This is a genomic window from Streptomyces sp. NPDC017676 (assembly GCF_044329325.1).
GTDB lineage: Bacteria > Actinomycetota > Actinomycetes > Streptomycetales > Streptomycetaceae > Streptomyces.
Genome location: NZ_JBIRJA010000010.1, coordinates 93,035 through 119,103, shown reverse-complemented (window position 1 = coordinate 119,103; position 26,069 = coordinate 93,035). Strand labels below are relative to the sequence as shown.

Sequence of the window (26,069 nt, the reverse complement as noted above, 5' to 3'; positions counted from 1 at the left end):
CCGCCGCCGGCGTGGGCCCTCTTCCGGGGCGGGCCGGCGATGCATGGCCGCCCGGCACGGTGGCGCGGCGGCGCTGTCGTCCAGCGCCGCGTGCCCCGGCGCCCGCCCCTCCGGGCGACGCTCGCTCCTCCGGCCCACGCCCGCCCCTCCGGGCAACGCTCGCTCCTCCGGCCGCGTCCGCCCCTCTGGCCGGCGCTCGCTCCTCCGGCCTTCGCCCTCCTCGGCCGCGCCCGCCCCTCCGACCGGCGCCCGCTCCTCCGGCCTTCGCCCTCCTCCTCCCCACGCCCGCCCCTCGGACCGCGCCCGCCCCTCCGGCCTTCGCCCTCCTCCGATCGTGCCCGCCCCTCCGGACGACGCTCGCTCCTCCGGCCCACGCCCGCCCCTCCGGCCGGCGCCCGCCCCTCCGGCCGGCGCCCGCTCCTACTGACCGGCTCCCCTGCCACAGGCACCGCGGCACCGTTTTCGAAACGCACCGCCGGGGAGGCGCGCGGTGCCGGGTTCGTGCACCGCGTGCCTCCCCGCCCGGTTCCTCGCGCGGGTGGTCAGCGGCGGCCCGCCGGCTGGGGAGCCGCGCCCCGGTCCACCTCCTCGAAGAGGGCCGCCGCCCGGGCGGCGGTCTCCTTGGCCCAGGTGCCGGTGCTGAGCAGCGCCAGGGCGACGATGCCGAGGCCGAGGCCGACCAGCAGCCACCAGACGCTGTGTTCGGCGTGGGTGTACGCGGTGCCGCCGTGGGCCACCGAGCTGCCCACGATCGTGCCCGCGATGGCGACGCCCAGGGTGGTGCCGGTCTGCCGGCCGGCGGAGGCGAGGGAGGTGGCCACGCCCGCCATGGACCGGGGCATGCCGGAGACGGCGGTGTTGGTGATCGGCGGGTTGATGGTGCCCTGGAAGACGCCGATCAGCAGGTAGATCGCGAGCAGGGCCGCCAGCGGGGTGGACGGCCCGATGAACAGCGACACGGCGCCGCCGGCCGCCAGCGCGGTCCCGGACACCAGCAGGGGCAGCCTGGGGCCGTGCGCGCCGACGTACTTGCCGGTGCGCGGGGAGAGCAGCACGATCAGCAGGCCGACCGGCAGCACGCACAGCCCGGCCTTGAGCGCCGACATGCCGCGGATCTCCTGGAGGTACAGGGTGGTGACGAAGAGGAACGCGCCGAAGGCGCACAGGGCCCCGAAGGCCATGAGGATCGCCGAGCTGAAGGGCACGCTGCGGAAGAGCCGGAGCTCCAGCAGCGGGTCCGCGCGACGCAGTTCGTAGCCGACCGTGGCGAGCGCGGCGACCACGGTGACGGCGAGCAGCGCGACGATGGTCGGCGAGCCCCAGCCCAGCTTGTTCGACTCGATGATCGCGTAGACCAGGCTCCCCAGCATGAGGATCACCAGGAGCTGCCCGACGGGGTCGGGGCGGCGGGCCCGCGGGGCGCGGGACTCGGGGACGTACAGGGCGGTCATCACGATCGCGACCGCCACGATCGGCACGTTGATCCAGAAGATGGAGCGCCAGTCGAACGCGTCGACCAGGGCGCCGCCGAGGATCGGGCCCAGTGCGAGCGACAGGCCGGACATCGAGCCGAACACGCCGATGGCCTTGGCCCGTTCCTTGGGCTCCGGGAAGGTGGTGGCGATGATCGCCATCGCCACCGGGTTGAGCATGGTGCCGCCGACGGCCTGCACCGCGCGGGCACCGATGAGCCAGCCGATGCCCGGCGCCAGGCCGCACAGGAGCGAGCCGAGCCCGAACGCGGCGAGACCGAGCAGGAAGACGCGCTTGCGGCCGATCCGGTCGGCGGTGGAACCGGCCAGCAGCAGGAAGCTCGCCAGCACCAGGGTGTACGCGTCGACCGTCCACTGGAGGCTGGACACCGAGGCGTTCAGGTCGTCACGGATGTTCGGCAGCGCGACGTTGACGATGGAGATGTCCATGACGACGACGATCATGCTGGCGCAGCAGATAGCCAGCACCAACGACCGTCGCTGGGGACTGAGTTCGGTCATGTGGGTCCAATCCACTCGGAGGCCACCGCAGACCAGCGCGGGTGACGTGGGTCAAGGGCCGTGCCGGTGCGCGTCGGACGGGGACGGGGGATGAACCCGGTCCGATGACGCACCGGCACGACGGTCAGGCCGGCGGAACTGCCGTACCGCCGGGATTTCCTGGACACTTCGCAGGGACGGCGGGCCCGCCGGAGCGGGTGCTGCCGCGGGACACCGAACCCGGGCGCTGTCAGTCCGCCCCTGCTCGCAGCCCCGCTCCGGGCCTTCCCGGGACGGCCTCCGGCCGCGTTGAAGCGCTCATGTCCCCGACGGTACAATTTAGAGCGTGCTCGAAATCAAGCCGCTCACGCGATCACAGTCCGTTCGCCCGCAGGCCGAGCCCGACCCAGGTCTGACCATCGCCGAGGCCGCGCGCCGCACCGGCGTCAGTGTCCACACGCTGCGCTACTACGAGCGTGTCGGTCTGGTCATCACCGACGTCGACCGAACGCCCGGCGGTCGGCGCCGCTACCACCAGCGGGACCTGACCTGGATCACCCTGTGCACCAAGCTCCGGGCGACCGGGATGCCCATCAAGACCATCCGGCGGTACGCCGAACTCGTCGCCGCCGGGTACGGCAACGAGGAGGAGCGCCTGGCCCTCATGGAGGCACACCGCGCCGAAGTCGCCGCGAAGATAACGGAGTTGCAGGAGAACCTGGCGCTCCTCGACCACAAGATCGACGTCTACCGGGGCCGGCTCGCCGCCGGTGACGCCGACCAGCTGTGGGTGCCGCTCCCGGAGACCCGGGCCGGCTGAGGAGGTCCCGCACCGCCCGCCGTACACCGAAAGAGCGGGGCGGGGGCCCGGGCCGGGCCCCCCCCCCCCCCCCGGGGGCGGGGGGGGCCCCCCCCCCCGCCCCCCCCCCCCCGGGGGGGGGGGGGGGGGCGGGCCGGCCCCCCCCCCCGCTCCCGTGTCCGGTGCGGCTCACCGCTCCTCTACGATCGCGACCACCCGTGTCCATCCCGCGCCGAGCCCGGTGAGCTTGACGGGGAAGCAGGCCACGGTGAACCCGGTGGCCGCGGGCAGCTCGTCCAGGTGCGCGAGCTTTTCGAGCTGGCAGTACGCGTGTTCACGTCCGTACAGGTGGGCCGGCCAGAGGAAGGCGTTGTCCCCGGTCTCCCGGTAGTCGCCGATCATGGCACCGAAGGGCCGGTCGAAGCCCCAGCTGTCGATGCCGATCACCTTGACCCCGCGCTCGACCAGCCAGGCCGTGGACTCCCGTGTCATACCGGGGTGGTGGGCCCGGTAGGCGTCGGTGCCCCACAGCCGGTCGGCACCGGTCCAGATCAACACGATGTCCCCGGGGCGGAGTTCGTGCGGGATCTTCGCGAGCGCGTCCTGGACGTCGGCGGCCGTGATGCCGGCGCCGGGCGGGACGTGCCGCAGGTCGAGCCGGACCCCCGGCGCGTAGCACCAGTCCAGCGGAACCTCGTCGATGGCCGCGGCCGGACGTCCCCCGCTGGTGACCCCGTAGTGCAGCGGCGCGTCCATGTGGGTGCCGGTGTGCGTGGTCAGCGTGACGGTCTCGTTCGTGATCGCCTCGCCCTCGGGGAAGTCCTCGGGGGTCAGGCCGAGGGCGGCCGGCGCGGAGGCGTGGTCGATGAGGTCCACCTCGACCGGTGTCGCCTCGCTGGGGCCGTCCAGCACCGGCACGCTCAGGTCGATCAGGCGCCTGCTCACGCGGGCGCTCCGACGGACTGGGCGCGCCGCTCGGCCTCCTTGCGGACCGCGTCGAGGTCGGCGTGGCTGTTGCGGTCGACGGCGGCCCGCAGCAGCCGGGACGCCTCCTCCTGGCTGGGCACGGCGTCGGTGGGGCGGGCGGCGAAGTCGTGCGTGATGACGAGCTGGGTGCGGTTCTCGTCCAGCGGCAGGGCGCGCCACTCACCGCCCATGAACTCGATCATCGGGGCGTTCTCCAACTGCCGGTAGGCGATGGTGCGGCGCTCGCGGTCGAGGTCGCGGCGGGTCACCCAGCTCTGCCGCTGCCCGCTGACGTCGACCACCAGCCTGGCGATCTGGTAAGTGTCGGTCTCCTCCAGCATGGTGGAGGACTCGGTGGGCGGGAACAGCTCGGAGTAGCGCTCGATGTCCGCCAGCACGGCGTAGACGACGTCCGCGTGCGCCTCGACGGTCACGGTGTGCTCGGTGTGGAACATGGAAGGTCCGTTTCCGATGCTCGACGGCAGCATCTGCTCGTGGTTCGCGTACGCGGCCTCGTAGTTGAGCTTTCCGCGCCATTTCCCGATGAACTCGTGCACGGCGGGCCGCTCGGAGAACTCCTTCAGGGTCGCCACGTCGGCGCAGGAGAACTGCGCGATGTGGGTCGCGGTCATCCCCTTGCTCTTCTCGTCGACGGGCAGCAGGACGTGCGGCTTCCAGCCGAAGCCCGTGACCAGGCCGGAGCCGGTCGCGAGATCGCGCAGCCCGTCGAAGAACTGCCGGATGCCGTCCGTGTCGGCCTCCGGCGGGAACCGGTAGATGAGGGTGTGCACGATCATGCTGTCCTCCGGGTAGTGGGCTGCACGGCGGGCGCGCTGAAGGCGGTGGACCGGCGGAACGGGGTGTCGTGCCCCGGCCGGACGGCCGGCCCCCCGCGATCACGTGAGCCGCGGCCCGGCGCCCACCGGCGTCCCGCGGCACGAAGGAAGCGGTGGCCGGCCGTGGCCGGGCCGGCACCGCCGGAAGGGGGACGCCCTCCGCCGCCTCCGTCCGACCGCGGGCCGCGGGGCGGCGTCCCTCATGGGGAACGACGCTAGGCAGCGGGCCTAGAGGAATCCTCAACCGGCTCTGCACGCCGGCGGAGCCGGTCAGCCGGCCCGCACGGCGGGGGCCAGAACCTCCTCGCACCAGCTCCGGAAACCGGTGGGCGTGGCGGACCGCGCGGTGCGCGGCTCGACGGTGTCGAGGCCCTCGTCCTTGGCGAGCAGCATGTCGACCATGCCCTGCGCCATGGCGTCGGACATCCCGCCCGCGAGCATGGCCGCCTTGAACTCCTCCGGCGCCAGGCGCTGGTAGCGCACGGGCCTGCCGAGGACCTGGGACATGATGCGGGCGATGTCGTGGAAGGACAGGTCCCGCGGGCCGAGGACGGGCACCTCGTCCCGGCCGGTCCAGGTGCGGTCGAGCAGCAGCCGGACGGCGACGGCCGCGATGTCGCGGGAGGCGACGGTGGGCAGGATGCGGTCGCCGTCGATCAGCGAGAAGAACCTGCCCTCCGCCCTGATCAGCGGGGCCTGGGCGAGCAGGTTCTCCATGAACGCGGGCATGGTCAGCGCACGGTAGCCGACGCCGGTGCCGGCGATGAGGTCGTCCATGGCCAGGGAGGCGGTGGCGAGGCCCGCCTTCCCGGGGAAGCCGCGCCCCAGCGCGGAGATGCCGACCACCCGCCGGACCCCATGGCGGATCAGGGCGTCGCAGGCGGGGCGGGTGAAGCCGGTGAAGGCGGACTCGACGCTCTCGGCCCGCGGGTCGGGCGGCACCACCCAGAAGACGGTGTCGGCGGAGGCGAACGCCCGGTCGACGACGGCGGGGTCGCCGTGCGAGCCGGCCACCACCTCGACGCGGGCCCGGACGAGGGCCGGAAGGCGGGAGGGGTCGCGGACGATCACGCGGACGCGTGCGCCGGCCCCGAGGAGGGCGGCGAGGACCTGGCTCCCGAGATTTCCGGTGGGTGTGGTGACGACGATCATGCGGTGCTCCTCGGTGGCTGCCGGTGATGTGGAGGCGTACCGTGCCACCCGCGGTCGGAATTCCGTCCCACTGTAATAACGTCACCGCACACGTGATTAACGCTCTTTGAGTGGTTTTTTAGCCCATCGCGCCAGTGTGGCTTGATCGCCCCGGTCGGTCAGGGGCCGGGATTCGGATTGACAGCCCGGCGCACCAGCCGTGTTTCCCGGTGCGGGCGTCGGGCTCGTCCAGGTGCAGGGAGCACGCATGCTGTCCGAAAAGGATCTCATAGGAGTCTGGCGACTGGTGTCCCACTTCTACCTGGAAGACGACGGCTCCGCGAGCGAAGGCCCGCTGGGCAACGAAGCGGACGGACTGCTGATTTATCACGCGGATGGGTACATGGCGGCCAGCCTGATGCGGAACGAGCCACTGGCCGGAATCGACGGTGTGCCACCGGCGACCTACCTCGGCTCCGCCGACGACTATCTCGGGTATTCAGGGCGCTGGCGGCTGCGCGGCGACGCGGTCGTCCACGACGTGGTCATCGGGTCGCACCGGCGGGTGGTGAACACCGAGCAGGTCAGGGAGGCCCTCCTGCACGACGGCGTGCTGCGGTTGCAGCGCCGTCTCGGGGGTCCGCACGCCTATGTGGTGATGGACTGGCGACGCGTCTGACCCCCACCCCCGTCGACCAACTCTTTGCGAAGCCATGGGAATGCAAACACCATTCCAGGGGTAGGCGACAACCCCGGTTGTATTTCAAAATCTTTACAGAGTCCGCGACGGCGGCATGGAACGCTCGTTGACACGGCTGCTCAGACGGTCCTAGGCTCCAGCCGAAAACGAATACTTGAGCGAGCAGTCAGCCGTTGATGAATTCAATGGTGGATCAGAATTCTCGGTTCGTGTCCGTTCCGTATTTTGCGTTTGGCCGGTCGGCCATAACACCGAAATGGACGACCGTACGTACGCCGAGGTCTAGGGGGAAATCCACAGTGCTCGGGGAGCTGATATGGGTCAATCTGCTCGGCCCGCTTGAAGTGAGCCACGCCCTGGGAACCGACGACACCCGCTTGCCCGTCAGAATCACCGCGACCAAGCTCCGGCAGGTCCTCGCACTCCTGGCCGTCAACGCCGGCTCGACGGTGAGCGTGGAGCGCGTGATCGACGAGCTGTGGCCCGACGGTCCGCCCAACACGGTCAAGACGATCGTGCAGACGTACGTCCACCAGCTTCGCAAGCTCTTCGACAAGAACTTCCACTCCGCCCGCGGCGCGGAGCTGCTGGTCACCCGGCCCGACGGGTACATGCTGGCCATGCCGACCGACCACGTCGACGTCTTCCAGTTCCAGAGCCTCCTGGAGCGCAGCAGGAACGAGCTGCGCCGCAAGCAGCCCACCCGGGCCGCGGAACTGCTCCGCGAGGCCCTGAACCTGTACCGCGGCACGATACCCGCCGACATCACCTCCGGACCGGCGCTGTACGGCCTCTCCGTCCTCCTGGAGGAACTCAGGCTGGAGGCGGTGTCGCTGCGGATCGAGGCCGACCTGGCGAACAACCGGCACCGGGAGATCGTCGGTGAACTCCGGTCGCTGGTCGCCACCCACCGCCTGCACGAGGCGTTCTACATCAAACTCATGGAGGCGTTACACCGGTCGGGCCGCCGGGGGGACGCGCTGACCGTCTACCGCGATCTGCGCTGCGTGCTCGACGCCGAACTCGGCCTGAAACCCTCGCCGGAGGCGAGGAGGCTCCAGCACGAGATCCTGGTCAGCACATAGCGGACGGCACAGCACGTCGCGTCTGCCGTCTCCCCGGGGGCATCACCGGGAGACGGCAGTTCGCGTGCCCGCCCCGGGGGCCGGTGCGATCAGCGGACGCCGGTCAGACGGGGCCCGATCGCGCGCGCCTCGGCAGTACCGTAGGCGGCTTCGACCCGGCCGATCAGGTCGGCGGCCACCAGCTCGTACTCCTGGGTGCCCGTCGACTCCAGGACGACCGCGGCGACCGCACAGCCGAGGCGGGCGGCCCGCTCCTGCGGCCACTGCCAGGCGAGCCCGGCCAGGAAGCCGGCCCGGAAGGCGTCACCGGCCCCGGTCGGGTCGGCGATCCGCCGGACGGGGACCGCGGCAACGGCCGTCGGGCGCCGTCCGCTGCGGGCGACGGACACCCCGCCCGCGCCGAGCGTCACCACCCACCGCCCGACCCGCTCCAGGACCTCCCGCTCGGTCCAGCCGGTGCGCTCCCGCAGCAGCGCGGCCTCGTACTCGTTGGTGAACAGCAGCCAGGCACCGTCGACCAGCCGGCGGACCTGCTCCCGGTCCAGCCGGGCGAGCTGCTGCGAGGGGTCGGCCGCGACGGCGACGCCCAGGCGGTGCGCGGTGCGGGTGTGACGGAGCATCGCCTCGGGGTCGTCCGCACCGACGAGCACCACGTCCAGGCCAGGGGCTGCCCGCCCGGCGACGGCGGCGAGGTCGATGTGGCGGGCTTCGGCCATGGCGCCGGCGTAGAACGTGGCGATCTGGTTCTGGTCGGCGTCGGTGGTGCAGATGAAACGCGCGGTGTGCAGCGCGGCGCTGAGCCGCACCGGCGTGGTGTCCACCCCGGCCGCCCGCAGCCAGGCGCCGTACTCGGCGAAGTCGGTGCCCGCGGCGCCCACGAGCAGCGGGGTCAGCCCCAGCCGGGCCAGGCCGTAGGCGATGTTCGCGCCCACGCCGCCGCGCCGTACCTCCAACCGGTCGGCGAGGAAGGAGAGCGAGACCTTGTCCAGCCGGTCGGCGAGCAACTGGTCGGGGAAACGGCCGGGGAAGGTCATGAGGTGGTCGGTCGCGATGGACCCTGCTACGGCGATCCGCACGGGATGCTCCTGTCGGTGAGGGGGCGGGCCGCGGCACCGGCGTCCGGCCGGAACTTCGTTGAGTCCGGGGAGGTGACGGTGGAGCGGCCGGTCAGGCTCCGGCGGCGGCCCGCGGGGCGCCGACGCGGTCGGCGCGTTCCACGACGCCGCCGGCCGGTCCGCGGCCGAGGTGGCGGCCGCACGCCGCGGTCCGTTCCGTGGACGGGTCGCAGCACGTTCCGGTCGCTGTCCGGATGGGGGCGGATACCGGCCTCTCCGGTGATGCGCACCCGGCCGGTGTGAACAGGCGGCGGGGCACGGGGCGTCTCGGGGACGGGTGAGCGGTGGGGGCGTCAGGAGACGCTTCGCACCGCGTCGGGGCGGTCGGGGCGTGCGCGGCCGGGCAGGTGAGCGGTGGCGGGGCAGTCGTGGGCGTGCGCGGCCGGGCAGGTGAGCGGTGGCGGGGCAGTCGGGGGCGTGCGCGGCCGGGCGGGTGAGGGGTGGCGGGGTGTCAGGTGACGCCTCGCACCGCGTCGGGGCGGCCGGGGGCGTGCGCGGCGCGTCAGACGACGGTCTGCCAGCTGTGGGGGGCGGCGAACGTCCGGACGGGGTTCCACCGGGCGGCGGCCGGCAGCGCGACGGTCTCGACCGGCCGGGCACCGGCGGGGTGGGCCAGGGCCAGCAGGGCCACGACGACCGCGGCCAGTTCGCCGGGCTCGGCGTGGCCCCGCTCGACGCGCAGCAGCGGCTGCCCGGCGGCGGGGGCGAGGGCGGGGGGTCCCCCTTCGGCCACCGCGGAGGCGGTGCCGGGTCCCGCGTCCGCGGGCGCCTCCCGCCCCTCGGGCGACGGGGACGACGCATGTGCTTGGGACGTGTGCGAGGAGGGCATGGCGGCTTCCTGGGAGGAGGTCACTGGGGCGGGTTGCCGTGTTTGCGGGAGGGCAGGTCCGCGTGTTTGGTGCGGAGCGCGGCCAGCGCGGACGCCAGCACGGCACGCGTCCGCGCCGGGTCGATCACGTCGTCGACCAGGCCGCGCTCGGCGGCGTAGTAGGGGTGCATCAGCTCGGCCTTGTACTCCTTGACCAGCCGGGCCCGCATCACCTCCGGGTCGTCCGCCTCCGCGATCTGCCGCCGGAAGATCACGTTCGCCGCGCCCTCGGCGCCCATGACCGCGATCTCGTTGGTCGGCCACGCGAAGGTCAGGTCCGCGCCGATCGACTGGGAGTCCATCACGATGTACGCGCCGCCGTACGCCTTGCGCAGGACCACCGAGACGCGCGGCACGGTCGCGTCACAGTACGCGTAGAGCAGCTTGGCGCCGTGCCGGATGATCCCGCCGTGCTCCTGCTCCACCCCCGGCAGAAACCCGGGAACGTCCAGCAGGGTGATGATCGGAACGTTGAAGGCGTCACACGTCCGCACGAATCGCGCCGCCTTCTCGGACGCCTCGATGTCCAGCACGCCCGCCAGCGAAGCGGGCTGGTTGGCGACCAGCCCGACCACCTGCCCGCCGAGCCGGGCGAGTGCGCAGATGATGTTGGTGGCCCATCGCTCGTGGACCTCCAGGTACTCCCCCTCGTCGACGATCTCCTCGATCACCCGGCGCATGTCGTAGGAGCGGTTGCCGTCTGCGGGCACCAGGTCCAGCAGCGCCTCGGCGCGCCGGTCCACCGGGTCCGCCGGGTCCGCGGCCGGAGGGTTCTCCCGGTTGTTGGCCGGCAGCAGCGACAGCAGGTACCGCACCTCCTCCAGGCACGTCGGCTCGTCGTCATGGACGAAGTGCGCCACACCCGACACCTGGGCGTGCACGTCCGCACCGCCCAGTCCGTTGTGGCTGATCCGCTCCCCGGTCACGGCCTGCACCACGTCGGGGCCGGTGATGAACATCTGCGCGGTGTCGCGGACCATGAACACGAAGTCCGTCAGCGCCGGCGCGTACGCCGCCCCGCCCGCACACGGGCCCAGCATCACCGAGATCTGCGGGATCACGCCGGACGCCCGGGTGTTCCGCCGGAAGATGCCTCCGTAGCCGGCCAGCGCGGACACGCCCTCCTGGATGCGGGCCCCGGCACCGTCGTTCAGCGACACCAGTGGCGCACCGGCCGCGACGGCCATGTCCATGATCTTGTGGATCTTCGCCGCGTGGGCCTCGCCCAGCGCACCGCCGAAGATCCGGAAGTCGTGCGCGTACACGAACACCGTGCGGCCGTGCACCGTCCCCCACCCCGTGATCACCCCGTCGGTGTAGGGACGCTTCGCCTCCAGTCCGAACCCGGTCGCCCGGTGCCGGCGCAACTGCTCCACCTCGTGGAAGGAGCCCTCGTCCAGCAGCAGGCCGATGCGCTCACGCGCCGTCAGCTTCCCCTTGGCCCGTTGCGCCTCGGTCGCCTTGTCACTGGGACCGCGCTCCGCCTCCGCGCGCAGGAGGCCCAGTTCGGCCACCCGGCCGCGCGTGCTGCCGACGTCCGGCGTCACGTGTGCCACCTCTCGTCCTCTCTCCCCGGGCGCGCGCCCGGGCGTCAGGCCGTGTCGCGTATCTGGCGTTCCCAGGCCCTCTCGGCCCGGCTCAGGGGGATGTCGGGGCGTACCCGTTCCGGATGGCGCTCCCCGGGCGCCGCGCCCGCGGGCCCGGCCTCGGAAACCTCCGGAACGGCGATCCACATTTTTCCGTAGGCCACCACATTCCCCCAGACGGAGCGCAGACAGGCGAGAGCAATGGATTTCAGTGGGCGCAGCACGTCGGGCCCCTTTTCGACGGAACGACGGAACGACGCTAACGGGTCCCGCTAGAGCAGGGCTCAGAAAGCGGTTCAGCGGTCTGTCGGGGATGGAAGCGCAGGTGAGCGGCGGTTCTGGAGGATGGCTCCAGTGAAAATACTGCCGTCCTGCAGCGGCGCTTTAATGCGTCCACCGGCCGTACGGCTAGCATCTCGGACATGGAATATCGACAGCTCGGTAATTCCGGTCTCCGGGTTTCTGTCCTGACCCTGGGCACGATGACATTCGGCGGGCGCGGTGTTTTCGCGAAGGTGGGCCGGGCCGACCTCACCGAGGCGAGCCGGCAGATCGACCGCGCGCTGGACGCGGGCGTCAACCTGATCGACACGGCCGACTCCTACTCCGGCGGTCTGTCGGAGGAGATCGTCGGCCGGGCGATGAAGGGGCGCCTGGACCGCGCGCTGATCGCCACGAAGGCCCGCATGCCGACCGGGACCGGCCCCAACGACGCGGGCCTGTCCCGCCACCACCTGATCCAGGCGTGCGAGGCGAGCCTGCGCCGGCTGGGCACCGACCACATCGACCTCTACCAGGTGCACGCGTGGGACGGCCTGACCCCGCTGGAGGAGACGCTCTCCGCCCTGGACGCCCTGGTGCGCGCCGGCAAGATCCGGTACGTCGGCTGCTCCAACTACTCCGGCTGGCACCTGATGAAGGCGCTCGGGGTCTCCGACCGGACCGGCACGGCGCGGTTCGTCAGCCAGCAGATCCACTACTCGCTCCAGGCCCGGGAAGCCGAGTACGAACTGCTCCCGATCGCCGTCGACCAGGGCCTCGGCGTCCTGGCGTGGAGCCCGCTGGCCGGCGGGCTGCTGTCCGGCAAGTACCGCCGGGGCGTGGAGCCGCCCGCGGGTTCCCGGCGCCTGAGCGGCTGGGACGAGCCGCCGGTGCGCGACGAGGACCGGCTGTACGCCGTCGTGGACGCGCTGGTCTCCCTCGCGCGGGACCGGGACGCGACCCCGGCGCAGGTGGCGCTCGCCTGGCTGCTGTCCCGGCCGGCCGTGACCTCGCTGGTGATCGGTGTGCGCAGCGAGGAGCAGCTCGACCAGAACCTGCGCGCCGCCGACCTGGTCCTGGAGCCTGCCGAGCTGGGGCGGCTGGACGAGGTGAGCGCCCCGCCGCTGCCGTACCCGTACTGGCACCAGGCGAAGATCGCCTCCGACCGGCTGGGCCCGGCCGACCTGACACTGCTCGGCCCGTATCTGCGCCGGTAGTACCAGTGTGGTGACAGCGGAGCGCCGCCGGCCCGGTGCCGGCGGCGCTCCGCTGTCCTGAGCGGGGGCCGGGGGCTCAGGTGACGGAGTCCCGCCAGCTCACCATGTCCTTCAGCAACGACAGGTCGTACCCGGCGTCCGTCGGCTTGACCTCCGTGACGAAGAGGGTGACGCCTTCGGCCCGCAGCGCGTCGGCCTGGGCGGGGCCGCTCCAGTTGGCGGCCCGCTCGATCGCGTCGGCGTCCCGGCCGGCCGCCGCGGCGTGCTGCTTGACGAGGTCGTTCTTGCGGCGGAAGGTCTCCAGGTCCAGTCCGCAGTGCCAGATGTCGGCGTACCGCCCGACGACCGGCAGGGTACGGCGTTCACCTCCGCCGCCGATGAGGAGCGGGATCTTCCGCAGGGGTGGCGGGGTCAGGTGCCCCAGCCGGTGCTCGATGCGCCGGACGCCCTCGGTGAACAGGTCCATCCGGGACCCGAGGGTCCCGTAGGCGTAGCCGTAGGCCGTGTAGTCCTTCTCGTACCAGCCCGCGCCGACGCCGAGGACGAGCCGGCCGCCGCTGATGTGGTCGACGGTACGGGCCATGTCGGCGAGCAGGTCGGGGTTGCGGTAACCGATGCCGGTGACGAGCAGGCCGATCTCCACCCGGCTGGTGATCTCCGCCCACGACGCGAGCGAGGTCCAGCCCTCGAAGTTGGTGACATCGGGCTGCACCGGGTCGATCTCGATGCCCTCCGGGCCGCGGCGCACCCACGGCTTGTGGAAGTGGTCGTAGCCGAAGACGGCGTCGGCGCCCATCTCCTCGGCCCGCAGCACCGCCGCGCGCCAGGTCGCGTAGTCGGGGGCGCCGCCGGGCCACAGGTGGGCGGCGACGCGGACGGGACGGGTCATGCGGTCTTGGTGGCGGACAGGATGCCGTGGACGACGAACGTGCCGGGCGGCATCGTGGCGCGGTCCTGGGTGAGGGTCCGGGTCACCTCGAAGCCGCACTCCTCCAGCCAGGCGCGGTAGGTGGACATCTTCTGCGGGCCGCCCTGGCCCATGGTGCAGCCGAGGAAGAAGGCGGGGAAGAAGTCGATGTCGACGTTGTCGTCGCCCTTGACGTCCTCCGGGTAGACCGGGACCAGGATGTGGATCTGCCCGCCGGCCGGCAGCGCCCCGTGCACCCCGCGCAGGATCTCGAACACCTGGTCCTTGTCGAACATGTCCAGGAAGTGCTTGACCAGAGCGACGTCGAAGCCCGTGGGGACGGACTCGAAGACGTCACCGCCGATGAAGGAGCAGTGCTCGGCGACGCCGTGCGCCCGGAAGTTCTCCAGGCACTCGCTCTCCTTCTCGGGCAGGTCGAAGGTGGTCACGTGCAGTCCGGGCGACTGCTTGCGACGGTACGTCAGGATGGCTCCCAGGCCGGTGTTGCCGGCGACGTCGAGCACCTGGGAGCCGGCCGGGATGTCGACGTTGGCGAAGAACCAGGTGTCGATGTACTCGGTGACGTTGTCCATCAGCGTCGCCCACGACTCGCGCAGGTCCTTGTGCTCGGCGACGGCTCCGTACAGGTTGCCCTGGTATCCGTAGAGCTTCTCCAGGCCGACGACCGTGCCGGTCTGCACGCTCTCGGTGAGGTAGAAGACCTGCCGGAGCATGACCACCTTGATCATGTTCATCAGGGTCAGCAGGCGCTGCACGTCCGTCTGGTCCACGCGGGCGAGCGAGTCGAGGGAGTACTGGCCCGACGCCTCGTCGTGCGCGACGAAGCCCTCCTTGACCGGCAGGAGCAGCAGTTGTTCCACGGCGTCGGGGCGGGTCCCGGCGGCGGCGCCGAGCTGGGCCGCGGTCAGGGCGCCGTGTTCCCGGAGTTCGTCGATGAGGCCGAGTTCGAAGACGCTCAGCAGGTTCATGAACCTGGCCGGGCCCACCATGTAGTCGCGAAAGCGCTCGAACGTGAGGTCCGCGGTCATTGCAGTGATCCCTTCGGCTGGGGTTGGCTCGGTCGTGCCGTTCACTCGGGCTGCTCGGGCGCGCCCTCGGCGCGGACGGGGGGTCCGAGCCGCTCCACCTCGAACCGGAACGCGGGGCGGGGCACGTCGGGGTCGCTCGACGCGGCGGCGAAGACGTTCTCCAGGCCGCCGGGGGTGGACACGGTCAGTCCGGCAGCGGGCTCGCCACCGGCGTTGGAGAAGGAGTGCGGGGTGTTCCGGGGCATCCAGGCCAGCTGCCGCGGGCCGAGGACGTGGCGCTCCTCCCCCACCTGGAAGACCACGTGGCCCTCCAGCACGTAGAAGGCCTCGTCGAAGTTGTGCTGGTGCAGCCCCGGGCCGGTCTGCCAGGGGTCGAGGTGCCATTCGAGGAGGCTGAACCGGGCGTCGGTGTCGCTGGCGATGAGCTTGAAGGCCGTCCTGAAGGCGGTGCCGGCCGCGTCCTCGGGGCTGGGGGCCCCGGGCCGGGCCTCGGACGGCTTCAGCACGAAGGGTTTCGAGATGTGCACGATGACCTCATCAGCATCGGGGATTTCGCTGGTCGGACGCCTGTGTTCCGGCGTCGCTCGTGTCGATGGTCCGGGGCCGCCGTAAATCCCGGCTCAAGCCTGGCTAACCGGCGGGGCCGCTCGGACCGGGCCTCACGCGCTCAGCGTCACCAGGCACAGTGCCGTGACGGAGCCGAGCAGGATGGCGGCGGACAGTCCGGCGCGGCGCGGGTGCCCGACCCGGAGGTGCGACCCGACGGCGCCGAGGAAGTACAGCACGAGGCCCGTGGCGGCGGCGATGGCCAGCGGCGACCAGTACAGGCCCGCGATCAGGCCGACGGCGCCGGCGCACTGGGCCAGGCCCAGGAACCACAGGAGGGATGCCGGGAAACCCACCTCGACGATGCCCCGGCGGACGGCCTCCTTGCCGGTGAAGGTCGCGTAGGAGGTGAAGAGGAGCACCGCGGCGAGCATGACCGAGACGGTGGTGGCGGCGGCGGACATGAGCACTCCAGGGCAGCGGTGAGGACGGCTGGGCGGATCGGGTGCCGGGTCGGGACGGACGGGTCAGGACAGGCCGGTGCCGGGGCCGTCCCCGAGCAGGGTGCGCGGGTCGAGGGGGGCACCGTAGGTGTAGTGCCGCTCGCCGCCCCACGGTTCGGTGTGGGAGCGGCCGCGGGCGTCGACGGTGGTGTGCCGGGACGTGAGCGGTTCTCCCGCCGCCCGTTCGGCGAGCCAGTCGGCGACGGCGACGAAGACGGCGGGGCCGAGGCGGCCCGCGGTGCGGGTGACCGGGGCGTGGTGCTCGCCGACGTAGAACAGCAGTTCCTTGGGGCCGGGCACGTCGTTGAGGTGCCGGTAGGTGTCCGCGGGGTCGCACAGCGGGTCGTCCTCGCCCATGACCGCCAGGTAGGGCATGTGGATCTGCTTGCTGAGCCCGGCGACGGTCATGGTGGCGACCTTGGCCTCCAGCTCCTCGACACCGGACGTGCCGGTCATGTACATGAAGCGCTGGCGGAAGGTCGGCGAGGCGGAGCCGAACATGACGGCGTTGCCGGGGTCGAAACAGGTGAACAGCGTGGCGCAGGCGGCGTACCGGGGCTCGGCCGCGGCCATCTGGGTGACCCAGAACGACCCCTGGCTCACCCCGCAGAGCATGACCCGCTCCGGGTCGACCTCCGGGCGGGCCGCGACCGCCTCGTAGGCCGCGGTGCCGACCTGTCCGTAGCGGTCGGGGTCGTACCAGATCTCCCGGACCAGGGACGTGCCCTGGCCGGGACCGTCCAGGGTGAGCACGGCCATGCCGCGGCGCAGATGGCGGTCGGCGCTCGCGAAGACGTTCATCTCCTTGAAGCCGTCCATCCCGGAGAGCAGCACCACGCACGGCAGCGGGCCGGTGGTGTCCCTGTGCCCCGGGGGCAGGTGGAACCAGCCGGCCAGCGTCCGGCCCTCGTACGGCACCTCGACGGGTTCCACGAGGTGGTCCGCGCCGGCGGCGTAGGCGGTGTAGCAGTCGGTCTTCTTCTGTTCCAGTACGACGTTGAGCTCGGTGTTGGCGAAGATCGGCCACTGGGCGCCGCCGTAGAGGACGGCGGCCGCGAAGTGGTCGTCGCTCGCGGAGGCGGTGTGCCCGGCCCGCCGCTGCGCCGCACCGCGGAGTTCGAAGTGCCGGGCGAGGTTGACCATCTCACGGGTGAAGTCGTCCAGTTTGCGGATCGAGCGCCCCAGCCCCAGGATCGCGCCCTTGTGATCGGCGCTGACCGGAGCCGACAGGTAGTGCAGGCGGTCCTGGTCCCATTCCGGCCCGAACTGCTCGATGGCCAGATCCAGCAGCCAGCGCTGATCGGCGAAGCGGGGATCGCGGTTGCCCAGGGCATGAGGATTGACCGGCATGGTCTGACGCTCCGGTGGGTGAGGGGGACGGACGGCACGACGGGAGTTCGACGACGGGGCCTACTCCTCGGTGTTCACCGAGACCGCCTGGTAGGGGAACCTGGACTGCCAGTGGCGGACGAACTCCAGCAGTGGCGGGTGGGCGAAGAGTTCGCGCATCGTGCCGAGGTCGCGGCAGGTGATCCGGGCCATCGCGGAGGGGACGAAGACCGGGGCGACCTCGGCACCGACGTCGTCGTGCAGCGGCACGTGCGGCCAGTGCCGGTAGGAGTCCGCGAACCCGGAGGCGAGGACCAGCGCGGAGCCCTCCCGGAAGAACCGCGCGCGGTCCGCTTCGGACATCTCGTCGCTGAAGTGGAAGACGAGCGTGTGCGTCACCATGACGTCTTCGCCCACAGGTCGGCCACGAACTGGTGGTAGTAGCCGGACTGGAGCACCAGCATCAGCTCCAGCAGCTTCGCCTTGTCGCCGGTCACCCGGAACTGCCCGGTGACGAAGGCGGTAGCGGCGTGCAGCTCCCCGGCCTGGAAGTCGACCAGGTCGCGGTAGGTCCCGGTGATCGCCAGGTCGCTGTCGCCGATCACCCCGCGGCCGGCCTTGACGATGACGCCCCGTCGGATCAGCAGGTGGTAGTCGACCTGGCCCTCGGGCGTGTCCGTGACGTGGAACTGCACCCGGACGTTCACGTGCGGTATCTCCGGCTGCTTGGCCGGAGCCAGCGCCTCCAGCTCCGCCAGGTACTCCTCCGACAGGAACCGCACGGTCGAGCCGGACGGCGCGGGACGCTCCGCCGGGTGCTCGTGGAACCGGATCCGCAGCGACTCCAGCTGCGGGAAGGCGACCCGCGCCCGGTGGCGCAGCGGTTCGGTGATCTCCAGCCGGGAGAAGCGGGTGAGCAGCGACGAGAAGACGACCTGCGCCTGGAGGTTCGCCAGCCGCCAGCCGAGGCAGAAGTGCGTGCCCAGCCCGTAGGCCAGCGGCGCGGGCTGCCCCTCACGCAGGATGTCGAACCTGTCCGGGTCCGGATAGCGCTCCGGGTCGCGGTTGGCCGCCGCGATCCACACCATGACCCGCGCGCCGGCCGGGATCTCCACGCCGCCGACCCGCACCGGCGCGGTCGTCGTCCGGGGGATCATGTGCGCCGACGGCATGTAGCGCAGCACCTCCTCCCGCGCCCGGTCGAGGAGCGACGGGTCCGCGCGCACCAGGTCCGCCTGGTCCGGGTGCTCGGCGAAGAGCCGGATGCCGTTGGTCATGAAGAAGGTGGTGGTCTCGCTGCCCGCGGCGATGATCATGTGGCACATCTGCACGAGCTCGTCGAAACCGAGCCGTTCACCCTCGTCCTCGGTGTCGATCAGTGCCGAGACCAGGTCGTCGCCCGGCCGGCGCTGCTTGCCGCGGACGTGGTCGGCGAAGTAGTCGTCCAGGAACTTCGCCGCCTCGTCGGCCTTGCGCAGCTCGGTGGCGGTCATGCCCGGCTCGAAGGTGCGCTGGAAGTCACGGATCTTGTCGCGCAGCAGCGGGGCCTCCTCCTGCGGGACTCCGATGAGGTTCGCCACGACGCTGAGGGCGAGCGGGAAGCAGACGTCGTTGCAGATGTCGCCGCCGCCCGCCGCGGCGAGCGGCTCGATCAGCTCGTCGAACCTGCGCTCTATGAAGGCCCGGTGCTCGTTCACCCGCTTCTCGGTGAACGCCCGGTTGGCGATCCGGCGCAGCCGGGTGTGCTCGGGCGGGTTGGTCCACAGCATGTTGGCGGCGAGCTTGCGCAGCGCCTGGTGCTGTTCCCAGTCGCCGCTGAACCGTCCGGCCATGTAGACCTGGATGTCCTTGTTGACCAGCTTGCTGCGCAGGAACTCGTCCACGTCGTCGTAGCGGGTCAGCACCCAGGTGCCCATCGAGGTGCGGTGGACCGGCGCGGCCTCACGCAGTCGGTGGTACCGGGAGAACGGGTCCGCGAGTCCCTCGGGGGAGAACAGCAGCTCGGCGAACGCCTCGTCGGCGGTGTGCTCGGCCGTGGCGTCCGGCCGGGCGATGTCAGTGGTCATCGTGGCACCTCGATCGGTGGGAGGGGTCGGATCTGGTCGCTCGCGCCGCGCGGGTCACTCGGGGACGGACGTCTCGACCACGTGCAGGAGCCGGCCCACCGGGGCGATGCCCTCCAGCCGCAGTCCGGCCCGGTCCACGAGTCCGGCCACGCCCTCCCGGGTGTGCCGCCTGCCGTTGGTGTTGAGCAGGAACAGCAGGTCGATGCCGGTGGCATAGCGGATCTCCGGGCTGTCGTCGACGAGGTTGGTGACGACGAGGACGCGGCTGCCGGGCCGGCCCGCCCGCCGGGCGTTGCGCAGCGCGGTCACGGTCCGCTCGTCGTCCCATTCGAGGATGCTCTTGAACTGGTAGACGTCCGCCTCCACCGGGATCTCCCGCAGGCAGTCGCCGGCCACCACACTGGAGCGTCCGGCGAGCGCGCCTCCGGGGCGCAGCCGCGGATCGGGGTGGGCGACCGCGGCCGGCAGGTCGACGAGTGTGCCGTGCAGGTGCGGGTTCGCCTCCAGCAGCTCCGCGAGCGTGAAACCGCGCCCGCCGCCGACGTCGGCGAAGGTCTTCACCTCGCTCAGGTCCAGCGACTCGGCGATGGCCGCGGAGGTCAGCCTGGACAGCTCCGTCTGCGACTTGTTGAAGATCTCGGTGGACTCCTGCCACCGGCTGTGCAGGTGGGCGAAGAACTCCTCGCCGTAGCGGTCCTCGAAGTGACCCCGGCCGTCGCGCACCGCCGCCTCCAGGTCGGGCCACAGCTCCCACACCCACGGCTCGGTGACCCACTGGACCCAGTACTTCAGCCGCTGCGGGTCGTCCTCGCGCAGCAGCCGGGAGGTGGCCGTGTGCACGATGCCGTCGGCGGTCTCGTCGAAGACGCCGTAGCAGCGCAGGTTGCGCAGCAGGCGCAGCAGCACCGCGGTGTCGACCTTCAGTGCCGCCGCGAGGTCGCCGACCGGCACGGGGGTGTCGCCGAGCGCGTCGGCGACCCCGATCCGGACGGCGGCCCGCAGCGCCGCCGGCGCGGCGGAGGCGAGCGACAGATCACGCAGTGCGGTGACGGGCGAGGGACCCTGGTCACCGGCCGCGGCGGACGGTGTGCTCCTGATGACGGGCATCTGTTTTCCTCTTCGGCCACTCGGTTCTGCCGGAACGGGACATGACGGCGAGCGGGCCCGGGAACGCGACGGCCGGAAACAACGGCCAGGAATTCCGAAGGCCGCGCGACGGGTAATTGTCGCCCGGCTGGAAAGAGGTCGGTCCACGCATCCGGAAAATCGACCCTCGCCACATCGGTCACATGGTGGATCAGTCCGTTAAAGCGGGGCTCAATTATGGCTAACCAGTCGGCGCGTGGGTATTCGACCTTGCCCCGCCTCAATAATTCCGTTATAGATTCCGGGAAAACATTTTCTCGTGCGCTGGAGGCGTGCCGTGGAATCCGTACTGCTGCGCAACGGGCTCGTGATCGACACGGAGCCCGAGCCGGTCGCCCATCCCGGCTGGGACCTGCTGATCGAGGACGGCCGCATCGCCGCGGTCGGCCCGCACCTGTCCGCCCCCGAGGGGGCGACCGTCATCGACGCCACCGACCGGATCGTGCTGCCCGGTTTCGTGGACACCCACCGCCACGTCTGGCAGGCCGTGCTGCGCTCCATCGCGGTCGACGTGGACCTGCCCGAGTACTTCCAGCTGGTGCGCCAGCAGATCGGTCCCCGGTTCCGGCCCGAGGACGTGCGGGTGGCCAACCTGATCGGCGCCTTGGAGTGCGTCGACTCGGGCGTCACCACCGTGCAGGACTTCGCCTACGCCCGTGCCGACCGCATCAAGCCCGACGGCTTCGTGCCCGGCTTCGATCTCGACTACGCCGAGGCCGCGCTGGACGGTCTGCGCGCGGCCGGCGTCCGCGCCGTCTTCGGTTACCTCCTCACCCCGCAGTACCAGGCCGAGGTCCGCCGGGCCCGTGAGCTCATCCGGCCCGGCGAGACGCTGCTGCGCATGGCGGCGGCCTCGCTCGGCCCGTCGAACCAGAAGCTGGACGCGGTCGAGGCGGACTGGAAGCTCGCCGACGAACTGGGCCTGCCGATCGTCACGCACGTGGCCAGCGGACCGGTCAACGAGCGGCCGATCGAGCTGCTGCGCGACAACGGGCTGCTGCGCGAGGACACCCTCTACGTGCACGGCAACTCGCTGGCCGACGACGAACTGGCGATGATCGCGGACTCCGGCGGCGCCGTCTCCATCACCCCGGCGGTGGAGGCCCGGCTGGGCCACGGCGGCCCGCTGATCGGCCGGCTGCGTGCGGCCGGTACGACCACCGGCCTGGGCGTGGACGTCGTCACCACGGTGGGCGGCGACTTCTTCTCCGTCATCCGCGCCGGCCTGCTGACCAGCTACCTGACGCCGGGTCCGCACCTGACCCCGGCGGATCTGCTCCGGATCGCCACCCTGGACGGGGCCCGGGCGCTCGGCCTCGGCGACGAGGTCGGTTCGCTACGGGTCGGCAAGCAGGCGGACATCGTGCTGCTGCGGGCCGACGACGTGAACCTGGCCGGCGCGCACGACCCGATCGGCGCGGTGGTCAGCTCCGCGCACCCCGGCAACGTCGACACGGTGCTGGTGGCCGGCCGGGCCGTGAAGCGCAACGGCGTCCTGCTCCACCACGACCTGGCGGCCGTGCGCGCGCAGGCCCGGGCGGCGGCGGAGTACGTCACCGGCGGCGAGGCCGTCACCTCCTGACGCTCTCGCGGAGCGCGTCCCGCCGGCCCCCGCGGACTCTTGGTGCCGCCCTCGCCGGGCCGCGGGCCCGGGTGACCCGACCGGCGTCACCCGGGTGGCGAGGGCGCGCACCCGAGGTGCGGCCACGGCCGGATTCCTCGTGCCCGGAACCCGTCTCACCCGGCGCATTCCACGGCTCCCTGCTTTAGAGCACGGATTGAGCGAGCGTTGAGCTGCGAACTTTATCTTTCGGAGCGACGCGAATTCGTACGGAGACCACATCACAGCGCGGAGGCCACGCAAATGAACGGCATAAACGTGCCCGGTGGCACCTCATGAATCGTCGAGTCGTCATCACCGGGATGGGAGTGCGGGCACCGGGATCACGAGGCAAGGGCGCCTTCTGGGATTTGCTGTCCTCCGGCCGTACGGCGACCCGCCGTATTTCGTTCTTCGATCCCTCGCCCTACCGGTCCCAGGTCGCGGCCGAGGTGGACTTCGACGCGGCGCAGGAGGGGCTCACCCCCCGTGAGGTACGGCGGATGGACCGGGCCACGCAGCTCGCGGTGGTCGCCGCCCGAGAGGCGGTTGCCGACAGCGGCATCGACCTGGACGCGCTGTCGCCGTACCGGACGGGGGTCAGCCTGGGCAGCGCGGTCGCCGCGGCGACCAGCCTGGAGCAGGAGTACCTGGTGCTGTCCGACGCGGGCAGGAGCTGGGAGATGTCGCCCGACCACCTCTCGCCGCACATGTTCGACCACATGGTGCCGAGCATCATGCCGGCCGAGATCGCCTGGGCGTTCGGCGCCGAGGGGCCGGTCACGATGGTCTCGGACGGCTGCACCTCCGGGCTCGACTCCGTCGGGCACGCCGTCTCGCTGATCCGCGAGGGCAGCGCCGACGTCATGATCGCGGGGGCCACCGACACCCCCATCACCCCGATCGTGGTCGCCTGTTTCGACGCGATCAAGGCGACCACCACCTACAACGACGACCCCGCCCACGCGTCCAAGCCGTTCGACGGCACCCGCAACGGCTTCGTGCTCGCGGAGGGCGCGGCCTTCTTCGTACTGGAGGAGCTGACCGCCGCCCGGCGGCGCGGCGCACGGGCGTACGCGGAGGTCGGCGGCTTCGCCACCCGCTGCAACGCCTACCACATGACCGGCCTCAAGGCCGACGGCCGGGAGATGGCGGAGGCGATCCGCGCCGCGCTCGGCCAGGCGCGGGTGCACCCGTCCGAGGTGGACTACATCAACGCGCACGGCTCGGGGACGAAGCAGAACGACCGGCACGAGACGGCGGCGTTCAAGCGGAGCCTCGGCGAGTACGCGTACAAGACGCCGATCAGCTCGATCAAGTCGATGGTGGGGCACTCGCTCGGCGCCGTCGGCTCGGTCGAGATCGCGGCCTCGCTGCTGGCGATGGCGCACCACACGGTGCCGCCGACGGCGAACCTGCACGTGAGCGATCCGCTGTGCGACCTGGACTACGTGCCGAACGTGGCCCGCGAGCACCGCACCGACACCGTGCTGACGGTCGGCAGCGGCTTCGGCGGTTTCCAGAGCGCGATGGTCCTGACCCGGCCGGACCGGGAGGCGTCATGACCGTGATCACCGGTGTGGGTGTGGTCGCACCGAACGGTGTCGGCCTCAAGGAGTTCTGGGCGGCGACCCTGTCCGGCCGCACCGGCATCAGGGAGCTGGACCGGTTCGACACCTCCGGCTATCCGGCGCGGCTGGCCGGCCTGGTGGACGGGCTGGACCCGGCGCAGCACCTGCCCAGCACACTGATGGCGCAGACCGATGTCTCCACCCGCCTGGCGCTGATCGCCGCCCAGGACGCCATCGAGGACGCGGGAGTGGACACGTCCGCCCTGAGGGACTACGACATGGGCGTCGTCACGGCCAACGCCTCCGGGGGGTTCGACTTCACCCACCGGGAGTTCAGGAAGCTCTGGAGCCTCGGGCCGGAACACGTCAGCGTGTACGAGTCGTTCGCCTGGTTCTACGCGGTGAACACCGGCCAGATCTCCATCAGGCACAAGATGCGCGGCCCGTCCATCGCGCTGGTCGCCGAACAGGCGGGCGGGCTCGACGCGCTGGGACAGGCCCGGCGGGTGGTCCGCACCGGTGTGCCGCTCGTGGTGTGCGGCGGGGTCGACTCCGCCTTCGACCCGTGGGGCTGGGCCTCGCACCTGGCGGGCGGGCGGGTCAGCCTCGACCCCGACCCGGCCACCGCGTACCGGCCGTTCGACCGGCACGCGGCCGGTTACGTGCCCGGCGAGGGCGGCGCGATCTGCGTCCTGGAGGACCCGGCGGCGGCCCGCGCCCGAGGGGCCCGTGTCTACGGCGAGATCGCGGGCCACGCGGCCACGTTCGACCCGGCCCCCGGCACCGGACGCCCACCGGGCCTCGGCCGGGCCGCGCGGCTCGCCCTGGCGGACGCCGGGATCGGCCCGGACGCGGTGGACGTCGTGTTCGCCGACGCGGCGGGCCTGCCGACGCTGGACCGGGCCGAGGCGGAGGCCCTGCGGGACCTCTTCGGGGCCGGCGGCGTTCCCGTCACCGCACCCAAGTCCCTGACCGGCAGGCTCTTCTCCGGCGGCGGGGTCCTCGATGTCGTCGCGGCCCTGATGAGCATCCGGGAGGGGGTGATCCCACCGACCTCCGGGGCCGTTTCGCCGCCCGACGACTACGGCCTCGACCTCGTCGTCGGTGAGCCCCGCCCGGCGGCGGTCGAGACCGCGCTGGTCCTGGCCCGGGGCCGCTGGGGGTTCAACGCCGCCGTCGTCATCCACCTCGCCTAGAACGGAATCCGACCATGCCCGAACCGATGACCATCGACGAACTGCACGGCATCCTCGTCTCCTGCGCCGGCGGCGGGGAGTTCACCGAGGTGCCCGACGACCTCGCCGACATCCCGCTGGACGACCTCGGCTACGACTCGCTGGCGCTCATCGAGACGGCGACCCGGCTCAAGGTGGAGCACGGGGTGGTCGTGCCGGACGAGCAGATCACCGAGGTGGTCACCCTCGGTGAACTGCTCCGCCTGGTCAACGACCGCATCGCCGCCTAGGCGCGGGGCCCCCAGCGTCGTCGCCGGTTGCCGGCTCCCCCAGCGCGACCGCACAGCGGGCCCCGGCCGGACGACAGGGACCGGCGGCTTCGTTCCGTCCGGGGCCGGCGGGCCGGGCCCCGCGCCCTCCCGGCCCGGCGGCCGGCGGACGCTCCTGCCGGTCGCCGGTCCGTCTCGTGGCCGGCCGCCTCTCCCGGCTGACCGTACGGACGTGACCGGCGCCCGGGGGAACACCGCGGCCGGCCCCCGCGTTGGTCTCGTGCGGGAGGAACGGAGGCCCAGGCAGTGCACGGTGAGTACAAGGTGCCCGGCGGCAAGCTCGTCGTCGTGGACGTGGACGTGGAGGACGGCGTGCTGCGGCACGTCCGTGTGGCGGGTGACTTCTTCCTGGAGCCGGACGAGGCGCTGGAGGCGGTGAACCGCGCGCTGGAGGGGGCCCCGGTGGACACGGACGCGGCGGGGCTGGCCGCGCGGATCGAGGCGGCGCTGCCGGCGGGGACGGTGATGTACGGGCTGACGTCGGAGGGCGTCGGCACGGCGGTCCGCCGCGCGCTCGCGCACGCGACGGACTGGACGGACTACGACTGGCAGCTGATCCACGAGGCCCCGCAGTCGCCCGCCCTGCACATGGCGCTGGACGAGGTGCTGACCGCCGAGGTGGCCGCGGGCCGGCGGCCGCCGACGCTGCGGGTGTGGGAGTGGAGCGCCCCGGCGGTGATCATCGGCAGCTTCCAGTCGCTGCGCAACGAGGTGGACCCGGAGGGTGCCGCCCGGCACGGCATCGAGGTCGTGCGGCGGATCTCCGGCGGCGGCGCGATGTTCGTGGAGCCCGGCAACACGATCACCTACTCGCTGTCGGTGCCCGAGTCCCTCGTGCAGGGCCTGTCCTTCCAGGACAGCTACGCCTATCTGGACGACTGGGTGCTGGGCGCCCTCGGCGACATGGGCATCCGGGCCTGGTACCAGCCGCTGAACGACATCGCGACCGACCAGGGCAAGATCGCGGGCGCGGCGCAGAAGCGGATCGTCGGCCCCGGCGGCGGCCCGGGTGCCGTACTGCACCACGTGACGATGTCGTACGACATCGACGCGGACAAGATGGTCGAGGTGCTGCGGATCGGGCGGGAGAAGCTGTCCGACAAGGGGACGAGGAGCGCGAAGAAGCGGGTCGACCCGCTGCGGCGGCAGACGGGGCTGGCGCGCGAGGCCGTCATCGACCGGATGATCGCCTCCTTCCGCGCGCGCTACGGCCTGGCGCAGGGCAAGGTCACCGACGAGGAGCTGGCGCGGGCCGAGGAACTGGCGCGCACCAAGTTCTCGTCGCCGGAGTGGACGGCGCGAGTGCCGTAG

25 protein-coding genes are annotated in these 26,069 nt (G+C 71.9%); 9 read left to right on the top strand and 16 right to left on the bottom strand.

Features of this window, described 5'->3' with window-relative positions; all coding sequences use genetic code 11:
* Positions 1-542 precede the first annotated feature (542 nt).
* The gene (locus ACH4LD_RS22865) at positions 543-1,994 is read right to left on the bottom strand and encodes an MFS transporter (protein ID WP_398053617.1); all 1,452 of its coding nucleotides are present in this window, start codon (positions 1,992-1,994) and stop codon (positions 543-545) included.
* A 325-nt stretch (positions 1,995-2,319) separates the two neighbouring features.
* Between ACH4LD_RS22865 and ACH4LD_RS22860 the strand changes: the two genes are divergently transcribed.
* A complete protein-coding gene (locus tag ACH4LD_RS22860; RefSeq protein WP_132782786.1) occupies positions 2,320-2,793 on the top strand; it encodes a MerR family transcriptional regulator in 474 nt (157 codons plus the stop codon).
* 168 nt (positions 2,794-2,961) lie between these two features.
* Here ACH4LD_RS22860 and ACH4LD_RS22855 read toward each other — a convergent pair whose 3' ends face one another.
* The 3 genes from ACH4LD_RS22855 to ACH4LD_RS22845 form a co-directional block, all read right to left on the bottom strand.
* Positions 2,962-3,717 (bottom strand): cyclase family protein, encoded by a 756-nt coding sequence (locus ACH4LD_RS22855; RefSeq protein ID WP_398058711.1) that lies wholly within the window; start codon positions 3,715-3,717, stop codon positions 2,962-2,964.
* Positions 3,714-4,535: an aromatase/cyclase gene (locus tag ACH4LD_RS22850; RefSeq protein WP_398058712.1), complete on the bottom strand. Its 822-nt coding sequence runs from the start codon at positions 4,533-4,535 to the stop codon at positions 3,714-3,716. The genes ACH4LD_RS22855 and ACH4LD_RS22850 overlap by 4 nt, the downstream gene beginning before the upstream one ends.
* Before the next feature lie 309 nt (positions 4,536-4,844).
* On the bottom strand, positions 4,845-5,726 hold the full coding sequence (locus ACH4LD_RS22845) for an NAD(P)H-binding protein (protein WP_398058713.1): 882 nt from the start codon (positions 5,724-5,726) through the stop codon (positions 4,845-4,847).
* A 247-nt stretch (positions 5,727-5,973) separates the two neighbouring features.
* On the opposite strand from ACH4LD_RS22845, the gene ACH4LD_RS22840 reads away from it, so the two are divergent.
* Complete coding sequence (locus tag ACH4LD_RS22840) at positions 5,974-6,384, top strand: lipocalin-like domain-containing protein (protein ID WP_398058714.1); 411 nt, start codon at positions 5,974-5,976, stop codon at positions 6,382-6,384.
* Between the two features lie 398 nt (positions 6,385-6,782).
* On the top strand, positions 6,783-7,490 hold the full coding sequence (locus tag ACH4LD_RS22835) for a BTAD domain-containing putative transcriptional regulator (RefSeq protein ID WP_398058715.1): 708 nt from the start codon (positions 6,783-6,785) through the stop codon (positions 7,488-7,490).
* Between the two features lie 89 nt (positions 7,491-7,579).
* Here ACH4LD_RS22835 and ACH4LD_RS22830 read toward each other — a convergent pair whose 3' ends face one another.
* The 4 genes from ACH4LD_RS22830 to ACH4LD_RS22815 all read right to left on the bottom strand — a co-directional run bounded on the left by ACH4LD_RS22830 (position 7,580) and on the right by ACH4LD_RS22815 (position 11,226).
* Complete coding sequence (locus ACH4LD_RS22830; protein ID WP_398058716.1) at positions 7,580-8,566, bottom strand: carbohydrate kinase family protein; 987 nt, start codon at positions 8,564-8,566, stop codon at positions 7,580-7,582.
* Between the two features lie 541 nt (positions 8,567-9,107).
* Positions 9,108-9,434 (bottom strand): acyl-CoA carboxylase epsilon subunit, encoded by a 327-nt coding sequence (locus tag ACH4LD_RS22825; protein ID WP_398058717.1) that lies wholly within the window; start codon positions 9,432-9,434, stop codon positions 9,108-9,110.
* 20 nt (positions 9,435-9,454) lie between these two features.
* Entirely contained in the window at positions 9,455-11,029 is a 1,575-nt protein-coding gene (locus tag ACH4LD_RS22820) for an acyl-CoA carboxylase subunit beta (protein ID WP_398058718.1), read from the bottom strand.
* A 35-nt stretch (positions 11,030-11,064) separates the two neighbouring features.
* A complete protein-coding gene (locus ACH4LD_RS22815) occupies positions 11,065-11,226 on the bottom strand; it encodes a DUF6059 family protein (protein ID WP_398106186.1) in 162 nt (53 codons plus the stop codon).
* A gap of 255 nt (positions 11,227-11,481) precedes the next feature.
* Here ACH4LD_RS22815 and ACH4LD_RS22810 point away from each other — a divergent pair, with 255 nt between their 5' ends.
* Entirely contained in the window at positions 11,482-12,537 is a 1,056-nt protein-coding gene (locus tag ACH4LD_RS22810; protein ID WP_398058720.1) for an aldo/keto reductase, read from the top strand.
* 76 nt (positions 12,538-12,613) lie between these two features.
* Here the strand turns inward: ACH4LD_RS22810 and ACH4LD_RS22805 are convergent, their stop codons facing one another.
* The 8 genes from ACH4LD_RS22805 to ACH4LD_RS22770 form a co-directional block, all read right to left on the bottom strand.
* Positions 12,614-13,426, bottom strand: coding sequence for an LLM class F420-dependent oxidoreductase (locus tag ACH4LD_RS22805; RefSeq protein WP_398058721.1), 813 nt, complete (start codon positions 13,424-13,426; stop codon positions 12,614-12,616).
* Positions 13,423-14,493, bottom strand: coding sequence for a methyltransferase (locus tag ACH4LD_RS22800; protein ID WP_398058722.1), 1,071 nt, complete (start codon positions 14,491-14,493; stop codon positions 13,423-13,425). Before ACH4LD_RS22800 ends, ACH4LD_RS22805 begins: the two co-directional genes overlap by 4 nt.
* A gap of 41 nt (positions 14,494-14,534) precedes the next feature.
* Positions 14,535-15,020, bottom strand: a complete 486-nt coding sequence (locus tag ACH4LD_RS22795; RefSeq protein WP_398058723.1) for a cupin domain-containing protein — start codon at positions 15,018-15,020, stop codon at positions 14,535-14,537.
* 132 nt (positions 15,021-15,152) lie between these two features.
* Positions 15,153-15,503, bottom strand: a complete 351-nt coding sequence (locus ACH4LD_RS22790; protein ID WP_132782799.1) for a DoxX family protein — start codon at positions 15,501-15,503, stop codon at positions 15,153-15,155.
* Positions 15,504-15,566: 63 nt separating this feature from the next.
* Positions 15,567-16,892: an alpha/beta hydrolase gene (locus tag ACH4LD_RS22785; protein ID WP_398058724.1), complete on the bottom strand. Its 1,326-nt coding sequence runs from the start codon at positions 16,890-16,892 to the stop codon at positions 15,567-15,569.
* A gap of 60 nt (positions 16,893-16,952) precedes the next feature.
* Positions 16,953-17,273 (bottom strand): hypothetical protein, encoded by a 321-nt coding sequence (locus ACH4LD_RS22780; RefSeq protein ID WP_398058725.1) that lies wholly within the window; start codon positions 17,271-17,273, stop codon positions 16,953-16,955.
* A complete protein-coding gene (locus ACH4LD_RS22775; RefSeq protein ID WP_398058726.1) occupies positions 17,267-18,937 on the bottom strand; it encodes a cytochrome P450 in 1,671 nt (556 codons plus the stop codon). Before ACH4LD_RS22775 ends, ACH4LD_RS22780 begins: the two co-directional genes overlap by 7 nt.
* 54 nt (positions 18,938-18,991) lie before the next feature.
* Entirely contained in the window at positions 18,992-20,044 is a 1,053-nt protein-coding gene (locus tag ACH4LD_RS22770; protein ID WP_398058728.1) for a methyltransferase, read from the bottom strand.
* A gap of 316 nt (positions 20,045-20,360) precedes the next feature.
* Between ACH4LD_RS22770 and ACH4LD_RS22765 the strand changes: the two genes are divergently transcribed.
* The 5 genes from ACH4LD_RS22765 (at position 20,361) to ACH4LD_RS22745 (ending at position 26,069) form a co-directional block, all read left to right on the top strand.
* Positions 20,361-21,665, top strand: a complete 1,305-nt coding sequence (locus ACH4LD_RS22765; protein ID WP_132782804.1) for an amidohydrolase family protein — start codon at positions 20,361-20,363, stop codon at positions 21,663-21,665.
* Positions 21,666-21,979: 314 nt separating this feature from the next.
* Positions 21,980-23,248, top strand: coding sequence for a beta-ketoacyl-[acyl-carrier-protein] synthase family protein (locus tag ACH4LD_RS22760; protein ID WP_132782805.1), 1,269 nt, complete (start codon positions 21,980-21,982; stop codon positions 23,246-23,248).
* A complete protein-coding gene (locus ACH4LD_RS22755) occupies positions 23,245-24,450 on the top strand; it encodes a ketosynthase chain-length factor (RefSeq protein WP_398058729.1) in 1,206 nt (401 codons plus the stop codon). Before ACH4LD_RS22760 ends, ACH4LD_RS22755 begins: the two co-directional genes overlap by 4 nt.
* A gap of 14 nt (positions 24,451-24,464) precedes the next feature.
* Positions 24,465-24,719, top strand: coding sequence for an acyl carrier protein (locus ACH4LD_RS22750; protein WP_398058730.1), 255 nt, complete (start codon positions 24,465-24,467; stop codon positions 24,717-24,719).
* Positions 24,720-25,004: 285 nt separating this feature from the next.
* Entirely contained in the window at positions 25,005-26,069 is a 1,065-nt protein-coding gene (locus ACH4LD_RS22745; RefSeq protein ID WP_398058731.1) for a biotin/lipoate A/B protein ligase family protein, read from the top strand.

What these genes read in the sequence shown, in the direction of transcription:
- ACH4LD_RS22865 (WP_398053617.1), bottom strand. Translation starts at nt 1,994, where the DNA reads ATGACCGAACTCAGTCCCCAGCGACGGTCGTTGGTGCTGGCTATCTGC.
- ACH4LD_RS22850 (WP_398058712.1), bottom strand. Translation starts at nt 4,535, where the DNA reads ATGATCGTGCACACCCTCATCTACCGGTTCCCGCCGGAGGCCGACACG.
- ACH4LD_RS22845 (WP_398058713.1), bottom strand. Translation starts at nt 5,726, where the DNA reads ATGATCGTCGTCACCACACCCACCGGAAATCTCGGGAGCCAGGTCCTC.
- ACH4LD_RS22840 (WP_398058714.1), top strand. Translation starts at nt 5,974, where the DNA reads ATGCTGTCCGAAAAGGATCTCATAGGAGTCTGGCGACTGGTGTCCCAC.
- ACH4LD_RS22825 (WP_398058717.1), bottom strand. Translation starts at nt 9,434, where the DNA reads ATGCCCTCCTCGCACACGTCCCAAGCACATGCGTCGTCCCCGTCGCCC.
- ACH4LD_RS22810 (WP_398058720.1), top strand. Translation starts at nt 11,482, where the DNA reads ATGGAATATCGACAGCTCGGTAATTCCGGTCTCCGGGTTTCTGTCCTG.
- ACH4LD_RS22805 (WP_398058721.1), bottom strand. Translation starts at nt 13,426, where the DNA reads ATGACCCGTCCCGTCCGCGTCGCCGCCCACCTGTGGCCCGGCGGCGCC.
- ACH4LD_RS22800 (WP_398058722.1), bottom strand. Translation starts at nt 14,493, where the DNA reads ATGACCGCGGACCTCACGTTCGAGCGCTTTCGCGACTACATGGTGGGC.
- ACH4LD_RS22790 (WP_132782799.1), bottom strand. Translation starts at nt 15,503, where the DNA reads ATGTCCGCCGCCGCCACCACCGTCTCGGTCATGCTCGCCGCGGTGCTC.
- ACH4LD_RS22785 (WP_398058724.1), bottom strand. Translation starts at nt 16,892, where the DNA reads ATGCCGGTCAATCCTCATGCCCTGGGCAACCGCGATCCCCGCTTCGCC.
- ACH4LD_RS22780 (WP_398058725.1), bottom strand. Translation starts at nt 17,273, where the DNA reads ATGGTGACGCACACGCTCGTCTTCCACTTCAGCGACGAGATGTCCGAA.
- ACH4LD_RS22775 (WP_398058726.1), bottom strand. Translation starts at nt 18,937, where the DNA reads ATGACCACTGACATCGCCCGGCCGGACGCCACGGCCGAGCACACCGCC.
- ACH4LD_RS22770 (WP_398058728.1), bottom strand. Translation starts at nt 20,044, where the DNA reads ATGCCCGTCATCAGGAGCACACCGTCCGCCGCGGCCGGTGACCAGGGT.
- ACH4LD_RS22760 (WP_132782805.1), top strand. Translation starts at nt 21,980, where the DNA reads ATGAATCGTCGAGTCGTCATCACCGGGATGGGAGTGCGGGCACCGGGA.
- ACH4LD_RS22755 (WP_398058729.1), top strand. Translation starts at nt 23,245, where the DNA reads ATGACCGTGATCACCGGTGTGGGTGTGGTCGCACCGAACGGTGTCGGC.
- ACH4LD_RS22750 (WP_398058730.1), top strand. Translation starts at nt 24,465, where the DNA reads ATGCCCGAACCGATGACCATCGACGAACTGCACGGCATCCTCGTCTCC.